13 protein-coding genes are annotated in these 15,474 nt (G+C 48.9%); 9 read left to right on the top strand and 4 right to left on the bottom strand.

Translation table 11 applies throughout. The annotated features are described in order from the left end of the window. The 6 genes from RN22_RS08295 to RN22_RS08270 all read left to right on the top strand — a co-directional run. On the top strand, positions 1–1,476 hold a 1,476-nt coding region (locus tag RN22_RS08295), incomplete at its 5' end, for an Ig-like domain-containing protein (protein ID WP_046303887.1). Positions 1,477–1,564: 88 nt separating this feature from the next. Then, a complete protein-coding gene (locus RN22_RS08290; RefSeq protein WP_046303886.1) occupies positions 1,565–3,742 on the top strand; it encodes a type I secretion system permease/ATPase in 2,178 nt (725 codons plus the stop codon). Then, positions 3,735–5,117 (top strand): HlyD family type I secretion periplasmic adaptor subunit, encoded by a 1,383-nt coding sequence (locus RN22_RS08285; protein WP_046303885.1) that lies wholly within the window; start codon positions 3,735–3,737, stop codon positions 5,115–5,117. Before RN22_RS08290 ends, RN22_RS08285 begins: the two co-directional genes overlap by 8 nt. A 22-nt stretch (positions 5,118–5,139) precedes the next feature. Next, a complete protein-coding gene (locus tag RN22_RS08280; protein ID WP_046303884.1) occupies positions 5,140–6,549 on the top strand; it encodes a TolC family outer membrane protein in 1,410 nt (469 codons plus the stop codon). Then, positions 6,549–7,142 (top strand): OmpA family protein, encoded by a 594-nt coding sequence (locus tag RN22_RS08275; RefSeq protein WP_046303883.1) that lies wholly within the window; start codon positions 6,549–6,551, stop codon positions 7,140–7,142. Before RN22_RS08280 ends, RN22_RS08275 begins: the two co-directional genes overlap by 1 nt. Before the next feature lie 61 nt (positions 7,143–7,203). Next, entirely contained in the window at positions 7,204–9,141 is a 1,938-nt protein-coding gene (locus tag RN22_RS08270; RefSeq protein WP_046303882.1) for an EAL domain-containing protein, read from the top strand. A 49-nt stretch (positions 9,142–9,190) separates the two neighbouring features. On the opposite strand, the gene rimI is transcribed toward RN22_RS08270, so the two are convergent. The 4 genes from rimI to RN22_RS08250 all read right to left on the bottom strand — a co-directional run bounded on the left by rimI (position 9,191) and on the right by RN22_RS08250 (position 11,152). Further along, entirely contained in the window at positions 9,191–9,637 is a 447-nt protein-coding gene (rimI, locus tag RN22_RS08265; RefSeq protein WP_046303881.1) for a ribosomal protein S18-alanine N-acetyltransferase, read from the bottom strand. Further along, entirely contained in the window at positions 9,627–10,022 is a 396-nt protein-coding gene (locus tag RN22_RS08260; protein ID WP_046303880.1) for a DNA polymerase III subunit psi, read from the bottom strand. Before RN22_RS08260 ends, rimI begins: the two co-directional genes overlap by 11 nt. 115 nt (positions 10,023–10,137) lie before the next feature. Further along, positions 10,138–10,641: a GNAT family N-acetyltransferase gene (locus RN22_RS08255; RefSeq protein WP_046303879.1), complete on the bottom strand. Its 504-nt coding sequence runs from the start codon at positions 10,639–10,641 to the stop codon at positions 10,138–10,140. Next, positions 10,625–11,152, bottom strand: coding sequence for an SCP2 domain-containing protein (locus RN22_RS08250; protein WP_046303888.1), 528 nt, complete (start codon positions 11,150–11,152; stop codon positions 10,625–10,627). The genes RN22_RS08255 and RN22_RS08250 overlap by 17 nt, the downstream gene beginning before the upstream one ends. A gap of 199 nt (positions 11,153–11,351) precedes the next feature. On the opposite strand from RN22_RS08250, the gene RN22_RS08245 reads away from it, so the two are divergent. The 3 genes from RN22_RS08245 (at position 11,352) to RN22_RS08235 (ending at position 15,441) form a co-directional block, all read left to right on the top strand. Further along, positions 11,352–13,394, top strand: coding sequence for a GGDEF and EAL domain-containing protein (locus RN22_RS08245; RefSeq protein ID WP_046303878.1), 2,043 nt, complete (start codon positions 11,352–11,354; stop codon positions 13,392–13,394). Between the two features lie 173 nt (positions 13,395–13,567). Next, entirely contained in the window at positions 13,568–14,563 is a 996-nt protein-coding gene (locus RN22_RS08240; RefSeq protein WP_002540316.1) for a peptidase U32 family protein, read from the top strand. A gap of 11 nt (positions 14,564–14,574) precedes the next feature. Then, positions 14,575–15,441, top strand: coding sequence for a U32 family peptidase (locus tag RN22_RS08235; protein WP_046303877.1), 867 nt, complete (start codon positions 14,575–14,577; stop codon positions 15,439–15,441). The last annotated feature ends 33 nt before the right edge of the window (positions 15,442–15,474 follow it).

Below are 15,474 nucleotides of genomic sequence, written 5' to 3'. Positions count from 1 at the left end.
GTTCTTGAGTCTGTTGAACGACAAAATGATGGTGACAGAAACAATGGCGACTCTACGGATTTCACAATTACAGAAATCACTGTCCATAGCACGGGTGTTTATCAAGTTGTCGAAGGTGACACGTTAGATTCTACCGCAACTATTCAAGGCTCTCTGTTTAGCAACGACATCGATCCTGAAGGCCACACGTTTAGCATCACTGAGGTCAACGGCGAGCCACTCACCTTTAACGGTGATGAGGCGACTGTCATCTTTGACGAAGGGACACTGACCATAAATAGTGTGACGGGAGAGTTTAGTTTCACAGCCAATGATCGTGACGAGTTGGGCCAAGGTGAAACCGATACCTTTACCTTTGACTACACAATCAAAGACGTGAAAGGCGATACCGATACGGCAAAAGTACATATTGATATTGCTGGAAAAGAGAATACTCAATATGACAACCTAATCCAAACTGGCGAATATAACGACATGGTCAACTTATATGGATCTGCTGACGGTATCCAAGTGCAGTCCCAAGTAACAATCAACGGCGCTACCTTCAATACAGGCCATGATTCTGCTAACCCATACCACAAGACAGCTTCACAACTAAATGAGTTATTGAATGAATCGGGGGCTCAGAGCTTGGTGCTCAACGCTTCAGATGCAATTTATACCTACGGTGGCAATGATCATGTCGAAGCTGGTTCTGGGAACGACATTATATATTTAGGGGACAGTGGGAATAATGATGCTAAAGACTTAGCGCATGTTGAGTCTTGGGTTCGAGGTTCTGATGAGGATGCATTCACACAACAGTTAGATCCTGACCCTGAGACTTTTCTTGGCAACGTCGAGGATGGAACAATAAGGGCCCCATCTCAACCATGGGCTGATATCGCACAAGGTGGAAAAGGAAACGACACAATATTCGGCGAATCTGGACACGACATTATTTCAGGTGGTTCAGGGCAAGATAAAATTGATGGTGGTGCTGATGATGATTACATCCGCGCAGGGTCTAGTGATGACATCGTAATCGGAGGTTCAGGCAATGATTTAATGCGTGGTGACGATGGTTCAGACGAGTTTGTTTGGAACTTAGATGACCTTGATATCTCATCACCGTATGTTGATACCATCGTAGACTTTGATAACAAAAGTAATGGCGTTGACGATGGTGAAGATTGGCTAAACCTCAATAACCTCATCAGTGGCGCCACCCAAATCCAAGTATCAAACGTCGAAGGATCGGGAGAAAACGTCAAAGTCATCTTGGATATTGATGTTAGTGAAGATGGTCTTGGAACAGATAGCTTTGACGTTGACCAAACCATTATTCTTGAAGGTCTTCATGGTAATGCTAATAGTGCTAGTGGCATTGTAATCAATACCATCATTAATGGTGAAGAAAAACGTTTAGTCATTACAGAAGATAATGGAAGCGACACTTCCTTTAAAGTGGACATTCAACCCTTGCCTGAAGAATAAATCATCAAACGGGTCCAGCCTTCGCTAGGCCCGTTTTTTGCTTTTAATTTTTGCACGTTTATTTTTTAAATTTTTAAGAGAGAAATAGGTGACTGACGCAGCGATTGCCGAACGCAAGCCGCAGCAATGGCGCATTAGTGCGTCAACGCAAGCGGTAGACGACCCGTTGTTAGATTGCTTGGTCTTTTTGACTGAGCACTATGGTTCGCCGTGCTCGGGAGATGCCTTAACGGCAGGTCTTCCGATGACAGACGCCCTGCTGACACCGGATTTATTTCCTCAGGCTGCAGCCCGTGCCGGGCTGACGGCCAAGCTTTCCCGCAGGCAATTAAAAGCACTACCAAAGCTTTTATTGCCCTGCATACTTCTTTTGACCGACAAAAAAGCTTGTATTCTTCGTGAGATAAACAGCAAAGAAGGTACAGCGTTAATCCAAACTTCTGAGACTGGAGGCGAGGAAGAAATCTCCTTAGCAGATCTGGAAGCCATGTATACGGGCTATGCGTTTTTGGTTAAACGCCAGTACCGTGGTGACAACAGCATCGATCTGCACCTTCACGACACCAAAATCCATTGGTTCTGGCAGACCGTTAAGGATGCCTCGCCCATTTATCGCGATGCGCTGATTGCCTCTGTACTGGTAAACATTTTCGCGTTGGTTTCACCTCTGTTTGTCATGAATGTCTACGACAAAGTGGTACCTAACCTTGCGTTTGAATCACTTTGGGTACTGGCAACCGGAGCGTTGATTGCCTTTAGCTTTGACTTTATGATGAAAAAGATGCGCTCTTACCTGATTGATATTGCAGGTAAGAAAGTCGATATCATTGTGTCTTCTCGCCTGTTCGCTCGCCTAATGGGAATCCCTCTTGAAAAGCGTGCGAAAAGCGTCGGCGGTATGGCGAAGCAGCTTGGCGAATTTGATGGCATCAGAGATATGCTCACCTCTGCCACCATCACCACCTTAGTAGATTTGCCGTTCGCGCTTTTCTTCCTGTTTGTGATTTATATATTCGCTGGTGATTTGGCAGCCGTCCCTGTCGTCGCTGGCATTCTTATTGTCGGCTATGCCCTGCTAGTTCAGCCAAAACTCAAAGCCGCTATTGAAGAATCAAACAAATATGCCAGCCAAAAGCATGGCCATTTGATTGAAAGTCTCTCGGCACTGGAAGGCATCAAAGCCAATGTCGCGGAAGGCATAGTTCAAAAGAGCTGGCAACAGATGACCGCTCACACGGCAAACTGGAACCTCAAGGTGAAGCAAATCACCAACTCAGTTTCTTACTTTGCTTCTTTTATTGTGCAGGTCACCTCTGTTGCGGTTGTTGTGCTCGGTGTTTATCGCGTGGCAGATGCACAAATTACCATGGGTGGGATTATCGCAGCGGTAATGCTTTCAAGCCGAGCCGTGTCGCCAATGGCGCAACTGGCAGGCCTCATGAGCCGCTGGAACCAGACACAATCCGGTATGCGTCAGCTCAATGCCATGATGGATCAGGAAGATGAGTTTGCAGACAAAGGCCACTTGGTTAGCCGCAAGCGCCTCAAAGGTGATATCTACGCAGACAATATTGGTTTTAGCTACCCAGAGTCAGAAAAACCAACCCTCCACCCCACCAGCCTGACCATCAACGCTGGCGAGAAAATTGCCATTCTGGGTAAGAACGGCACAGGTAAAAGTACCCTTGTCCGAATGCTATCAGGCCTTTATCAGCCAACGGCAGGCAGCCTGCGATTTGATGGTGTCGATGCCAAGCAAATTCACCCAGCAGATCTGCGTCGCAATGTGGGCTATCTGGCGCAGGATGTAACGTTATTTCACGGTACGATACGCGAAAATATCATGTTTGGCACAAGACAGGTGACAGAGCACCAGTTAATCCGTGCCACACAACTGTCAGGTGTGGGGATATTTACCTCTCAGGACAGTGAAGGACTTGATAAGCAGGTGGGAGAACGTGGTGAGGCCCTCTCCCGTGGTCAGCGACAATCTGTCGCACTGGCTCGCGCTCTGCTCAATGACCCACCACTACTCATCATGGACGAGCCAACCGCCAGCCTTGATGCCCATGCGGAAAACCAATTTATTCATGCCATGAAGTTCGCCTCGAAAGACCGAACTTTGGTGATGATCACTCACAAAATGGCTCTGCTTCAATTGGTTGACCGTGTGATTGTGATGGACAAAGGCCGCATTGTCATGGATGGACCAAGGGATAAGGTGCTTGAACGTCTAAACGCCAACGGAGGAGGTCAAAATGACTAACGCACTAAAGCGTGATGACATTGAAATGACCGATGACGTCTATGGTGCCATGCTGACAGATGCGCCCGTGCGTTACCGTCTTGTTATCTGGGGCGTATTTGCTTTCTTCGCTGCCATTATCGCCTGGGCGGCATTTGCTTCTTTAGACCGTGTCACCCGAGGTGAAGGCAAGGTGATTCCTTCCTCTCAGGTCCAGCTCATTCAAAGCTTGGATGGCGGTATTTTACAAGCCATGTATGTGCAAGAAGGCCAGTTAGTCAAACAAGGCGAGCCCCTAGCCCGCATTGACGATACCCGCTTCCGTTCTGACTTTGCACAGCAAGAAGAAGAAGTCTCCAGCCTACGTGCCAACATTATTCGTATGCGCTCAGAGCTTCGCAGCATTGAGCTGTCTCCTACCGCGCCAAATTGGCGGGAACAAATTGCCATCACACTGTCTCCGCTTGAGTTTCCTACCGAGCTTGAAGAGTCAGAGCCTGCGCTTATTGAAGGGCAACGTCAGGAATATGAAGGCCGTTTGTTGGATCTGAAAAACCGTCTGGAGATTCTGGCTCGCCAGATTTTACAAAAGCAGCAAGAGAGTCAGGAAATTGAATCCAAAATCCGCACTTTGTCAGACAGTTTTGGCCTGATAAAGCGTGAACTCAAGATTACTATTCCACTGGCGAAAAAAGGCATCGTTTCAGAAGTCGATTTACTCAAACTCGAGCGTCAGGTCAATGATCTTAAAGGCGAGTTGGACTCCCTCCGTCTCATGCAGCCGAAAATCAAAGCGACAGTAGATGAAGCCATTTTGAAACGTCGCGAAGCGGTTCTTGCATTTAGCAATGAAACCCGTTCAAAGATGAGTGAGTTGGAAACCCGTCTTTCCCGCTTAAGCCAAGCCCAGGTAGGCGCACAGGATAAAGTAGACAAAGCGGTTATCACTGCGCCAGTCACCGGCACCATCAAAACCATTCATATCAATACCCTTGGTGGCGTCGTCCAGCCGGGTGTTGATTTGATAGAAATCGTTCCTGCCGAGGATCAGCTTCTTATCGAAGCCAAGATCGCACCGAAGGATATCGCGTTCCTGTACGCGGGCCTGCCTTCAGTTGTCAAGGTAACGGCATACGATTTCACGCGTTATGGCGGCCTCAACGGCACGTTGGAGCACATCAGCGCGGACACCACGCAGGATGAAGAGGGTAACAGTTTTTATCTGGTTAGGATCCGGACGGAGAAATCCAGTTTGGAGAAAAAGGATGGCAGCGAACTGCCAATCATTCCGGGTATGTTGACCTCTGTCGACATCATTACCGGTAAACGGACAGTTCTAGACTATTTGCTAAATCCCATACTGAGAGCGAAAGAGTCAGCGCTCCGTGAGCGCTGATAATAATAACAAGGAGAGAGTAATGAAAAACAGTGTTGGCCACTCGCTCAGAAGAAGTGTTACCGCTTTGGCAGTTGCGGCGACCTTACTTCCTGCTGCGGCTGCTGCTCAATCACTCGAGCAGGCAGTAGCAACAGCACTGGATACCAACCCGCAAATCAGGCAAGCATTCAATCGCTTTAAGGCAAGCGAAGAACAAGTTAATCAAGCCAGTGCGGGCTACTATCCAACCATCGACTTTGATGCTGGTATTGGCCGAGAGTGGACAGAAAGTCCTTCTACTCGTCGAGATGCTGCTAATAACGTAGGTTATGACGATGAAGTAGAAATGACCCGCCGCGAAATCGGCGTATCATTGCGTCAGGTGCTTTTCAGCGGCTTTCAAACCACGAACGAAGTGAAACGTACCGAGTTCGAAGCCAGCGCCAACCAATGGACACTCTATTCAACTGCGGAAGATCTGGCATTGGAAGTTGCCCGAGCTTATTTAGAGTTTTTGCGAGCAGAGCAAGTGGTTGAGCTTGCGCAGCGTAACCTACAAAGTCACCAGATCATTTACGATCAAGTGAAACAAAAGACTGACTCGGGTCTCGGCTCAACGGCGGATTTATCTCAGGTAACGGGTCGTTTAGCCCGCGCACATTCGAATCTTATTTCAGCGCAAAACAACCTGTCTGATGCAAGGATCTCCTATCAACGCATTGTGAACCGCGCGCCAGAAGATACTCGTATTCCGGTGCCAGATGGCGTGATGCTGCCAATCTCTTTGGAATCAGCAATGGAAATGGCGAAAGCTGCCCATCCAACATTAAAGGCTGCTGGCAACGACATCAATGCAGCGAAAGCGCAACGTGTGGCCGCGAAAGGCAACTACTATCCGGAAGTCACCTTTGATCTGTCTGCCAGCTGGGATCACAACCTGGATGGTAATGACGGTACACAACCAGGGAGCAGTTTGGACGTTGGCGGCAACAACGATGAAATCCTCGCCATGGTGCGTGTTAACTACAACCTGTTCTCTGGCGGTGCAGACAAAGCCCGTGAGCGTGAAGCGGCATACAGCATCAATGAATCAAAGGCGATTCAACTCAATGCCTATCGCGACATTGAAGAAGGCACCACCCTAGCTTGGAATGCCCGCGTCTTCCTGAAACAGCAAATGCAGTACCTCCGCCAGCACGTTGAAGCAGCGACGGAAACTCGAAATGCTTATGAAGATCAGTTCAAACTGGGTCAACGCACACTGATTGATGTGCTGGATTCAGAAAATGAACTGTTCCAGGCACGTCGGGAATACCTAACAGCGGAATATGATGATCTGATTGCCCAATACCGACTGCTGAATGCCACCGGGCAGTTGTTGGCATCACTGCGCATCACCACCCCCGAAGTATGGAAAGGTGACGAGAACTACGAAGGAGGGGTACAGTAATGAAAAAGACACTCGCTATTCTTTCAGTACTGCTCTTGGCAGGCTGCAGCTCACAAGACATTGTGACCATGCAGGACGAATCACCACAAGTGAACGATCTTCGCGACCTTGACTATGACGGCGTGATCAAAGCCCGTGAAAAATGTGAGGAGACACTGCATGGAGCAGCTGTCGACAACGATGGTTGCCCGAAAGATAAAACCGTTAAGCAGAGCTTTCGTCTGAATGTCACATTCCCGAATGACTCTTCAGAATTACGTCCAAGCAACTATGCCAAACTTGAGCAGTTGGCGGATTTTCTAAACGATCAAACTGATGCCAATGTCACCATCGAAGGCCACGCTAGCAAAGTCGGAAGCCCCGAATATAACCTCGCACTGTCTCAACGTCGCGCTGACGCAGTAGCGAAAGCATTAGTCAACGACTTCGGTATCGATGCATCTCGTGTTGAGGCCATTGGCTACGGTGACACAGTGCCATTGATCGATGAAGACTCTGAATATGCACATGATGTGAACCGACGTGTCATGGCCACCCTTTCAGGTAGCTACAGCACCACGGACATGCGCTGGACTATTTTTACAGCCAATTGATGGGTAAAGGCCGACAGCTATTGTCGGTCTTCACTTACTGTGTGTTAATTAGAGACTCACTATGTTTACACGACGCTCGCCACTGGTTGGGGTTTACCTGTCGGCTATTTTATTGCTCATGCTGTCGCTACTCGCCATGTTGTCGAGTGGCATTAGTCAACAACGACAACAATTGACCCGACATGCTGACACAGTCGAAAGCCAGTTAACTCAGGTTCTGCCTACCTTGGTGGCTTACTACGACACTGAAGCGATTTCACGCATCACGAACGCTTCGCTTTCATCTGAATTGATCCAGATAACGTTGACCGACCAGATCACCGCGGAGCAAGGTATTTGGTCTAGGGAAGACGCCGTTGTCCAAACAGCCTTCTGGTTTGAAAAGCTGAATTCAGTGCAGCCTATCGATCGGGTGATTCAACTGCACCACGATGGTTCAGAAGTGGCGACCTTGACTCTGTCGTTCTCACCCCATTTGGCCAACCTGCAAATTGCGAAAGACTTCAATCAAAGCGCACTGACATTGAGTGCTACGATTGCTGCATTGCTGGCCGTTTTCACACTAGCGTTCAACCATGGAAAGAGAGCCGTCGCACGCATCACTAAAACGCTGAATAGCCTGGCTGAGCAAGACTTCTCGTCCTCTCAGGCAAAGCAACGTTCTGGCGTGAAGTCGTTGGATACCGCACTGGATAACCTTTCTTCCCACATCCAACGGATGATCCAATCGCTCCACAAAGAGCTGAAAACCCTGAACAACAGCATGATGTATGACTCAGCCTCCGGTTTACCAAACCGTCAATTTTTTATCCACCAGCTCAACAGTTGGATGGGTGATGATGAAAATGTACCGGGTGCTGTTGTGATCGCTAATATGGGGTGGCTGGAAACCATCTATCGCCGCTATGGCTATGCCGCTCGCGACGAAACCTGGCGCCTGCTGTCCACTTCATTGCAATCAGCTTTCAGTGCCTTCCCCAATGTTTGCGTGGCCCGCATCAGCGAAACGGAGATTGCACTGATCCTTCCTGAGTGTAGCGAAGAGCAGAGCCGCAATAGCCTTCACATTCTTATCAGTACCCTCAACAACGAAGTCAACATGGCAGGGTTTGATACCAATGAAGGTTTCCACATTGGTGTGGTACATGGTCATGGTTTGCCAGGAACGAAGCTGATGTCATTGGCTGACAACGCCCTGCAACGCGCTATAAAGCAACATGATGTGTTTGTGTTTAACCGTGGTTCAGAAGAGCAGGTTATAGACCGCGAAACCTGGCGTTCGTTGCTCAATGGGGCGTTGAAAAATAAGGCTGTTCGCCTGTTATCCCAGCCCGTATATCGTTTTTCCGGTGACACAACAGAGCCATTACACCAAGAAGTCTTTACTCAAGCGAACATTGAAGGAACCTGGCAGTCTGGTGGCAGACTGATGCCTTATATCCAGTTGTTTGAGAAAGGTGTTGAGTTTGATCGTGTCGTGGTGGAGCAGTTGGTGAAACTTCACAAAGAAGCGCCTATTTCCCAACCTTTTGCCTTAAACCTGACAGATGAAAGTCTGGAAAACAGGCTGTTCATCAGTTGGCTTCAAGACTTGCTGAAAAACGAACTGCCAGCCGATAAGATCTGTTTTGAGATCAGCGAAGCCAGTGCGAGGAATAATCTCGCTGCTTGCATCAGCTTTAGCGACGCAATGCGAAAAGTCGGTGCCACGATAGGTATTGATCACTTTGGGCGCTATTTGCAGGAGGTCGAATACCTTTCTGCATTGAAGCCAAATTACGTGAAGTTGGATCAGGCATTCAGTCAAAACCAGAACGCCCAGAACCGCGTATTTACCGAAACGCTGGCTAACATTGCTGAATCAAAAAACATCATTGTGATTGCCACTGGCGTAAAAGACGATGAAAGTAAGTCGAGGATAAATGCCGATTTCATCGATGCTTACCAAGGATTTATTCACCCACCAGCGCCAATCAGCCAACCAGAACAAACCGCATAAACAAGAAAACCCGCTATTGCGGGTTTTCTTTTAAGAACATCTGGCCGATTTATTCAAACCAATAGCTCATAATGAGCGCATCTTCTCTGCCGGATGCTGTCGGGTAGTAATCGTACCGACGATCAAACTCGTTAAAACCGAGTGCTTCATACAGCCTGATGGCCGCTTGATTACTCTCTCGCACTTCCAGCCAAGCTTCTTCTCCACCTGCTTCGCGCATGCGATCAAGAAATGCCTGAAGTAGCTGCTTGCCATACCCCTTTCCCTGACAATCTGGAGAAACAGCAATATTTAGCAAGGATGCTTCACCCGCCACACATTGGGCAAAGAAGTAGCCTATCAGTTGATTATCTTCAACCAACACGCGGTTACAGCCAAATTTGGCTTCTGGTTTTCTTAGCAGGCTTTCAGCCCAAGGGTGGGTATGTGCGGCGTTTTCTATGCGCACCACGTCGTCCAGCCATTGGCTGTCCATTGGAAGAATTTCAGGATTCATACTGCTTTATCTGCTGCCAAAGTTGTTTCTTGGCAAGTTGATCATTATCGAGGGCGGCCAATGAGGGCGAGGTTAAACGCTTTACACCCCTAATATCTTCATCTTGGGTGCCAGCAAACCAACACCAATCCAACTGGTGCTTTCCAAGTAAATTAACTGCCTGCGGTGGAAGATGAAGAGCTTGTTCAACCGATAATTTCATGCTTGCAAGTACCTTACTGAATAACCAGGCTTCCTGCTCAGTGGGCTTGGATTCACTCACCAGCAGCAGCTTACAATCGTCAGGCAAAGAAACTGGCTGAGGAGACACATCGGGATAACACTCAGGGCGTCTCACATCCCACACCGTGATGCCCATTTCCTTCAGTCTCTGTAAATCGTTCATACCTGCCTCGCTTACTCTGCCGTGTGAACAAATGCTATCAAAACTAAGAGAAAACAACACAAACAAAAAGAGCTGCCGCTGCAGCCCTTAACGTTTTGGGTTGGACCACGATGACTTACAGCGCATCAAACTCTGGGCAGTAAGCCACTTCACCACTTGCTTGCTCGAATGCACCTTGAGCAAATTCAAACGCCATAAAGGCTTCTGCCGGTACATCCCATTTACAACTAAGGCCTAAGTCGGCTGCTGGCTTGAATCCAAATCGACTGTAGTAAGCTGGGTCACCCAGCACCACACAAGCGGGATAACCAAATTCGTTCAGCGTATCAAAGCCTTCACGAACCAGCTGAGCAGCAATGCCCTGTTGCCGATAATCAGGGTGCACACACAAAGGAGCTAATCCCTGAACGCCAGTATCAGTGTCACCGACTTGTACAGGGCTGAACATTAGATGTCCCACCACTTCACCGTCATCGTTACAGGCAACCAGTGACAATGTGTTATGACCATTCTCACGTAGCGCACGGACCAAAGCTGCTTCCGCCTCAGTCGGGAATACGTTTTTCAGCAATCTATCAATGGCCAGCTGATCAGCCAGCGCTTCAGATCTTATGAGCATATTGGGCCTCGTTGACATTGGGTGTCGATTGTAGCCCTTTTTGTACGAAGTCTGCCAATGTAAATAGAGCCTGGCACAATGCAGAAGGCAGTGAATCCAAGTCTACGCTGTCCATCAGATTCTTCACTTCCAGACCCAGCTCAGTGTCACCCTCGATCAGTAATCGACGTTGGAAGAACAGAGTATCTGGATCTTCCTTTCGAGCGGCAATAAGGATCAGGTCGTTGATATCACCACTAAAACGCACATCGGCATTTTCAATGTCACTGCGCACCACCAGCTTGTCATCGGCAAAACTGATGAAGCTCTTCAAATCAATGTCGCGTACATGCACTTCAAGCCAGCGGTTTTCAAGAAACTCGAATTCACCATCATCCAGAGCTTCGTGAAAAACACGCTTCAGGGTTTCCAGCATGACTTTTTGCTGAACCGAAGCAGGAACAAGCTTTACAGGAAAGCGCAGAAATCCAGGTGCCTGTTGCACCAGCGTTGAATGGAGTTTGTCGAACAAAGTGATGTTCCAATATGAATGGGCCGAAAGTATTCGCCATTGTATGACACTGCTCGCGTGTTTTTTCATGCCTTGAGTCAAAAAAACAAAGCTCTTCCCCATAAAGGTTTAACGTTGAGCTCTCACATTATATAGTGTTGTCTCAATAATGGAGTTGAATTTGGATATAGCTTCACTAGCTACGATGTATGGTGCCTAAATGCCCGTTGAGCAGTTGACCTATTGGTTTTCACGTCTTACTCAAAACAGTCCGTTTCTCTTTGCCGTTCTCGATAAACATCACCAATACCTCTGGGTGAGCCAGCGCTATTGTGAAATCAGCGGACTGGAGCAGGACGAACTGGTAGGAAAACAGGATCGCGAAATCCTTGGTGCCAGTTTTTATGATGCGCTAAAGCCTCATTACGAACGTGCCTTTGGTGGCGAAGCCACTGAAGGAGAAATCGTCCTGAACGATGGCATTCATGACTCCAGCTTCCATTTCAGCGTGACGCCACTCACCAACAGCGAGTGGGCCGATGGCGCGGTCATTTTCCATGCGGCAGATACCTCAGAAAGACAGGTTCTTACTAGCGCACTCGAATCTTCAGAAAGCCGATTCAATAACCTTTGCCAACTCGTCGGTGAAGGATGCTGTGTGCTGGACGACGGTGTGGTTCTGAGCGCCAATCAGCATGCGGTGAAACTGCTTGGCTTTGACAGCCAGAATGAGATACTCGGCGAAGACATAGAAAACCTGCTGGTGCCCCCAGTGAAAGGCCAATCTGTCGTCGCCTCCCTGACCTCACTGAAATCGGGGCAACAACTGGTATGCCAGACTAAAGGAACCGGTGACAGTCAAACCATTAATGTCTCTTATGGCTCAGTAAGTCTGCTGGGTGGCAGTGGTGCGATCATCACGCTTTCCCATACCGCAGCTGTCGCTGACCACAAACAAACGATTGAAAAGCTGGCTCAGTTTGATGCCTTAACGGGGCTCTACAACCGTCACGGCTTCTCCCGACGCCTGGAACAGCTCATCAAAAGCAATACGCCGCTTCTGATGTTTTACCTTGATGTCGACAACTTCAAAAACATCAACGATTCCCTAGGTCATCATATTGGCGATCGTGTCTTGCAGGACATTGCACAACGCCTTCGAAAGCAACTCCCTGCAGATACCATTCTTGGGCACCTTGGTGGTGATGAATTCGCAGTTTTGCTACCAGAACAAAGCAGCGATGAAGTGGCTCAGGAGCTTTCGCAGAAAGTGGTCGACGTGATCAGCCAGCCGTTCGACCTCTACCATTTCAGCAAGTACCTCGCATGCTCTATCGGCATGGTGAAATTCCCCGGTGACGGTAAAGATGCCCGCAGCTTGCTCCAGAACGCAGACACTGCGATGTACGAGGCAAAAGAGCAAGGTCGCAACCGTGTGGTGACTTACAACCAGCACATGAACAAAGAAGCGCGCATGCGTCTTTGGCTGGAAATAGAACTTCAAAAAGCACTACAAAACAATGGACTGGAAGTCTGGTATCAACCTAAGGTGAACGCCAAAGACTACACCATTAATGGAGCAGAAGCGCTGGTGCGCTGGAAGCACCCGGTGGAAGGGTATATCAGTCCTGGGCGCTTTATTCCGGTCGCTGAACGCTCTGGCATGATTGAACTGCTGGGTCGCAATGTGATGCGTGAAGTATTTCAGACTGTCCGCCGCTGGCAGAACATGAAAGTGTTGCCAGGTCGCGTGGCCATTAACCTGTCACCACAGCAGTTTCGTAACCCAAACCTGACCTCGCATATGAAAAAGCTGCAGGCAGCAACCCAAACCGATCCGTCACTGATTACCTTCGAGTTGACAGAGAGCGCAGTGATGAATGATGGCGAGCACGCAATCCAGATGCTCAACGCCATCAAAGATCTCGGTTTCTCACTGTCGATTGACGATTTTGGTACCGGTTACTCATCGCTGTCTTATCTCGCCAAGTTCCCATTGGACGAGATTAAGATTGACCGCGCCTTTATCTGCGACATGGAAACCTTCCCCAAGCAGGTCACTTTGATTGAAAATATCATCAATCTTGGCCGTTCGCTGAACATGTCCGTGGTAGCCGAAGGTGTCGAATCCGGGAAACAGGCCAGTGTGCTTGCAAACCTCAAGTGCGACACGATTCAAGGGTTCCATTTCTACAAACCCATGCCTCGCGCTGAGTTTGAAGCTTTATTGATCAACAACCGTAAAGCAAAAATTGCGTCTTAGCGATAACGACTAGAGAGGTGCCATCGGCACCTCTTTTCTTTTCCTTCTTAATCCGTTTGTTGGCACTAACCTGCCTTATATCAAAACCCCACTCCCCAACTCTCCCTACAATTCAGGGTTTATCGAAATACGAACAACCAGCCTGATGCTGACCACGCGATGTGGGGAGAAATATGGAATTGCTTTGCCCGGCAGGTAACCTTCCTGCCCTGAAAACCGCCATCGATAATGGTGCGGATGCGGTATACATTGGCTTCAAAGACGGTACCAACGCCCGTCACTTCGCAGGCCTGAACTTTGATGGTAAGAAGCTGGAAAAAGCCGTTTCTTACGTTCATGACCGTCAGAAACATATCCATGTTGCGTTGAATACTTTCGCGCACCCAGATGGCTTCCAACGTTGGACAGACGCCGTAGATGCGGCAGTGGATCTGGGCGTTGACGCGCTGATCATTGCCGATCTCGCCGTGCTTGATTACGCCGCCACCAAACACCCTGATATGGAAATCCATCTGTCTGTACAGGCGTCAGCCACCAACAGTGCCGCCATTCAGTTCTATAAAGACCATTTCAATGTGAAGCGCGTTGTGCTTCCGCGCGTGCTGTCGATGCATCAGGTGAAGCAGTTGGCTCGCACCACAGACGTGGATTTGGAAGTGTTTGCCTTCGGTAGCCTTTGTATCATGTCAGAAGGTCGCTGCTACCTGTCGTCATACCTGACCGGTGAATCGCCTAACACTGTTGGTGCATGCTCACCGGCCAAGTACGTCCGCTGGCAAGAAACCTCAGAAGGCCTCGAATCACGCCTGAATGACATTTTGATCGATCGCTATAAAGCGGGCGAAAATGCTGGTTATCCGACGCTGTGTAAAGGCCGCTTCGTCACTGATGGTGAGCCTTTCCATGCACTAGAAGAACCCACCAGCCTCAACACCCTATCGATTCTGCCTGAACTGTTTGAAGCGAATATCGCATCAGTGAAAATCGAAGGTCGTCAGCGCAGCCCTGCCTATGTTGAGCAGGTCACCCGCACCTGGCGTCAGGCAATCGACAGCTATCAACGCAATCCGGAAAGTTATCAGGTGCTGCCTCAATGGAATCAGTGTCTGGACAGCGTTTCAGAAGGTGCGCAGACCACACTTGGCGCTTATCACCGTAAATGGCAGTAAAGGAGACTTCTATGAAATACTCACTTGGCCCACTCCTCTACTTCTGGCCAAAAAGCGATGTAGAAACCTTCTATCAAAAGGCGGTGAGCAGTGATGCGGATATCGTCTATCTCGGTGAAACTGTGTGCTCCAAGCGACGTGAAATGCGCCCTGCCGACTGGATGAACCTAGGCCGTGAACTGGCAGACAGCGGCAAGCAAGTCGTGCTTTCTACCATGGCGCTGCTTGAAGCACCAAGCGAAGTGAAAGTGATGCAGACCTACATCGACAATGGCGAATTCATTGTTGAAGCCAATGATGTCTCCGCCATCCAACTGGCGCACGAAAAAGGCATCCCTTTTGTCGCAGGGCCTGCACTTAACCTTTACAACGCACAAGCACTTCAAGTGATGTTGAAAAAAGGTATGACCCGCTGGTGTATGCCTGTTGAGTTGTCGCGTGAATGGCTGCACAAAGTGCTGACGGAAGCAGAAGCGATGGGGATTCGCGATCAGTTTGAAGTGGAAGTCTTCTCTTACGGCAACTTACCACTGGCCTATTCCGCACGCTGCTTCAGCGCACGTGCTGAGAACCGTCCAAAGGATAAATGCGAAACCTGCTGCATCAACTATCCGCAAGGTCTGGAAGTAAAAAGCCAGGAAGGCCAGTCTGTGTTCACCCTAAACGGTATCCAGACTCAATCTGGCTACTGTTATGATCTAAGTGCTGATACGGCTTCGATGGAAGGCCTGGTGGATGTCGTACGTATAAGCCCGCAAAGCGACGCAACGCTTGATGTGCTTGCCGGATTTAAACGTGGCGAGTCAGGCTTTGCACCGAAAAGTCATTTCTGCAATGGCTACTGGCACAGCATTGAAGGGATGGCGACACAATATTAAGCCGCCTGAAAAACGAAAAAAGCCGCAAACGCG

The sequence above is a fragment of the Grimontia sp. AD028 genome, from assembly GCF_000973155.1.
GTDB classification, from domain to species: Bacteria; Pseudomonadota; Gammaproteobacteria; order Enterobacterales; family Vibrionaceae; genus Enterovibrio; species Enterovibrio indicus.
The sequence above is the reverse complement of the archived record's forward strand: the minus strand, read 5'-3'. Positions and strand labels throughout refer to the sequence as shown.

Coding starts and splice junctions, on each gene's coding strand:
- RN22_RS08285 (WP_046303885.1), top strand. CDS start 3,735: ATGACTAACGCACTAAAGCGTGATGACATTGAAATGACCGATGACGTC.
- RN22_RS08280 (WP_046303884.1), top strand. CDS start 5,140: ATGAAAAACAGTGTTGGCCACTCGCTCAGAAGAAGTGTTACCGCTTTG.
- RN22_RS08275 (WP_046303883.1), top strand. CDS start 6,549: ATGAAAAAGACACTCGCTATTCTTTCAGTACTGCTCTTGGCAGGCTGC.
- RN22_RS08270 (WP_046303882.1), top strand. CDS start 7,204: ATGTTTACACGACGCTCGCCACTGGTTGGGGTTTACCTGTCGGCTATT.
- rimI (WP_046303881.1), bottom strand. CDS start 9,637: ATGAATCCTGAAATTCTTCCAATGGACAGCCAATGGCTGGACGACGTG.
- RN22_RS08260 (WP_046303880.1), bottom strand. CDS start 10,022: ATGAACGATTTACAGAGACTGAAGGAAATGGGCATCACGGTGTGGGAT.
- RN22_RS08255 (WP_046303879.1), bottom strand. CDS start 10,641: ATGCTCATAAGATCTGAAGCGCTGGCTGATCAGCTGGCCATTGATAGA.
- RN22_RS08245 (WP_046303878.1), top strand. CDS start 11,352: ATGCCCGTTGAGCAGTTGACCTATTGGTTTTCACGTCTTACTCAAAAC.
- RN22_RS08240 (WP_002540316.1), top strand. CDS start 13,568: ATGGAATTGCTTTGCCCGGCAGGTAACCTTCCTGCCCTGAAAACCGCC.
- RN22_RS08235 (WP_046303877.1), top strand. CDS start 14,575: ATGAAATACTCACTTGGCCCACTCCTCTACTTCTGGCCAAAAAGCGAT.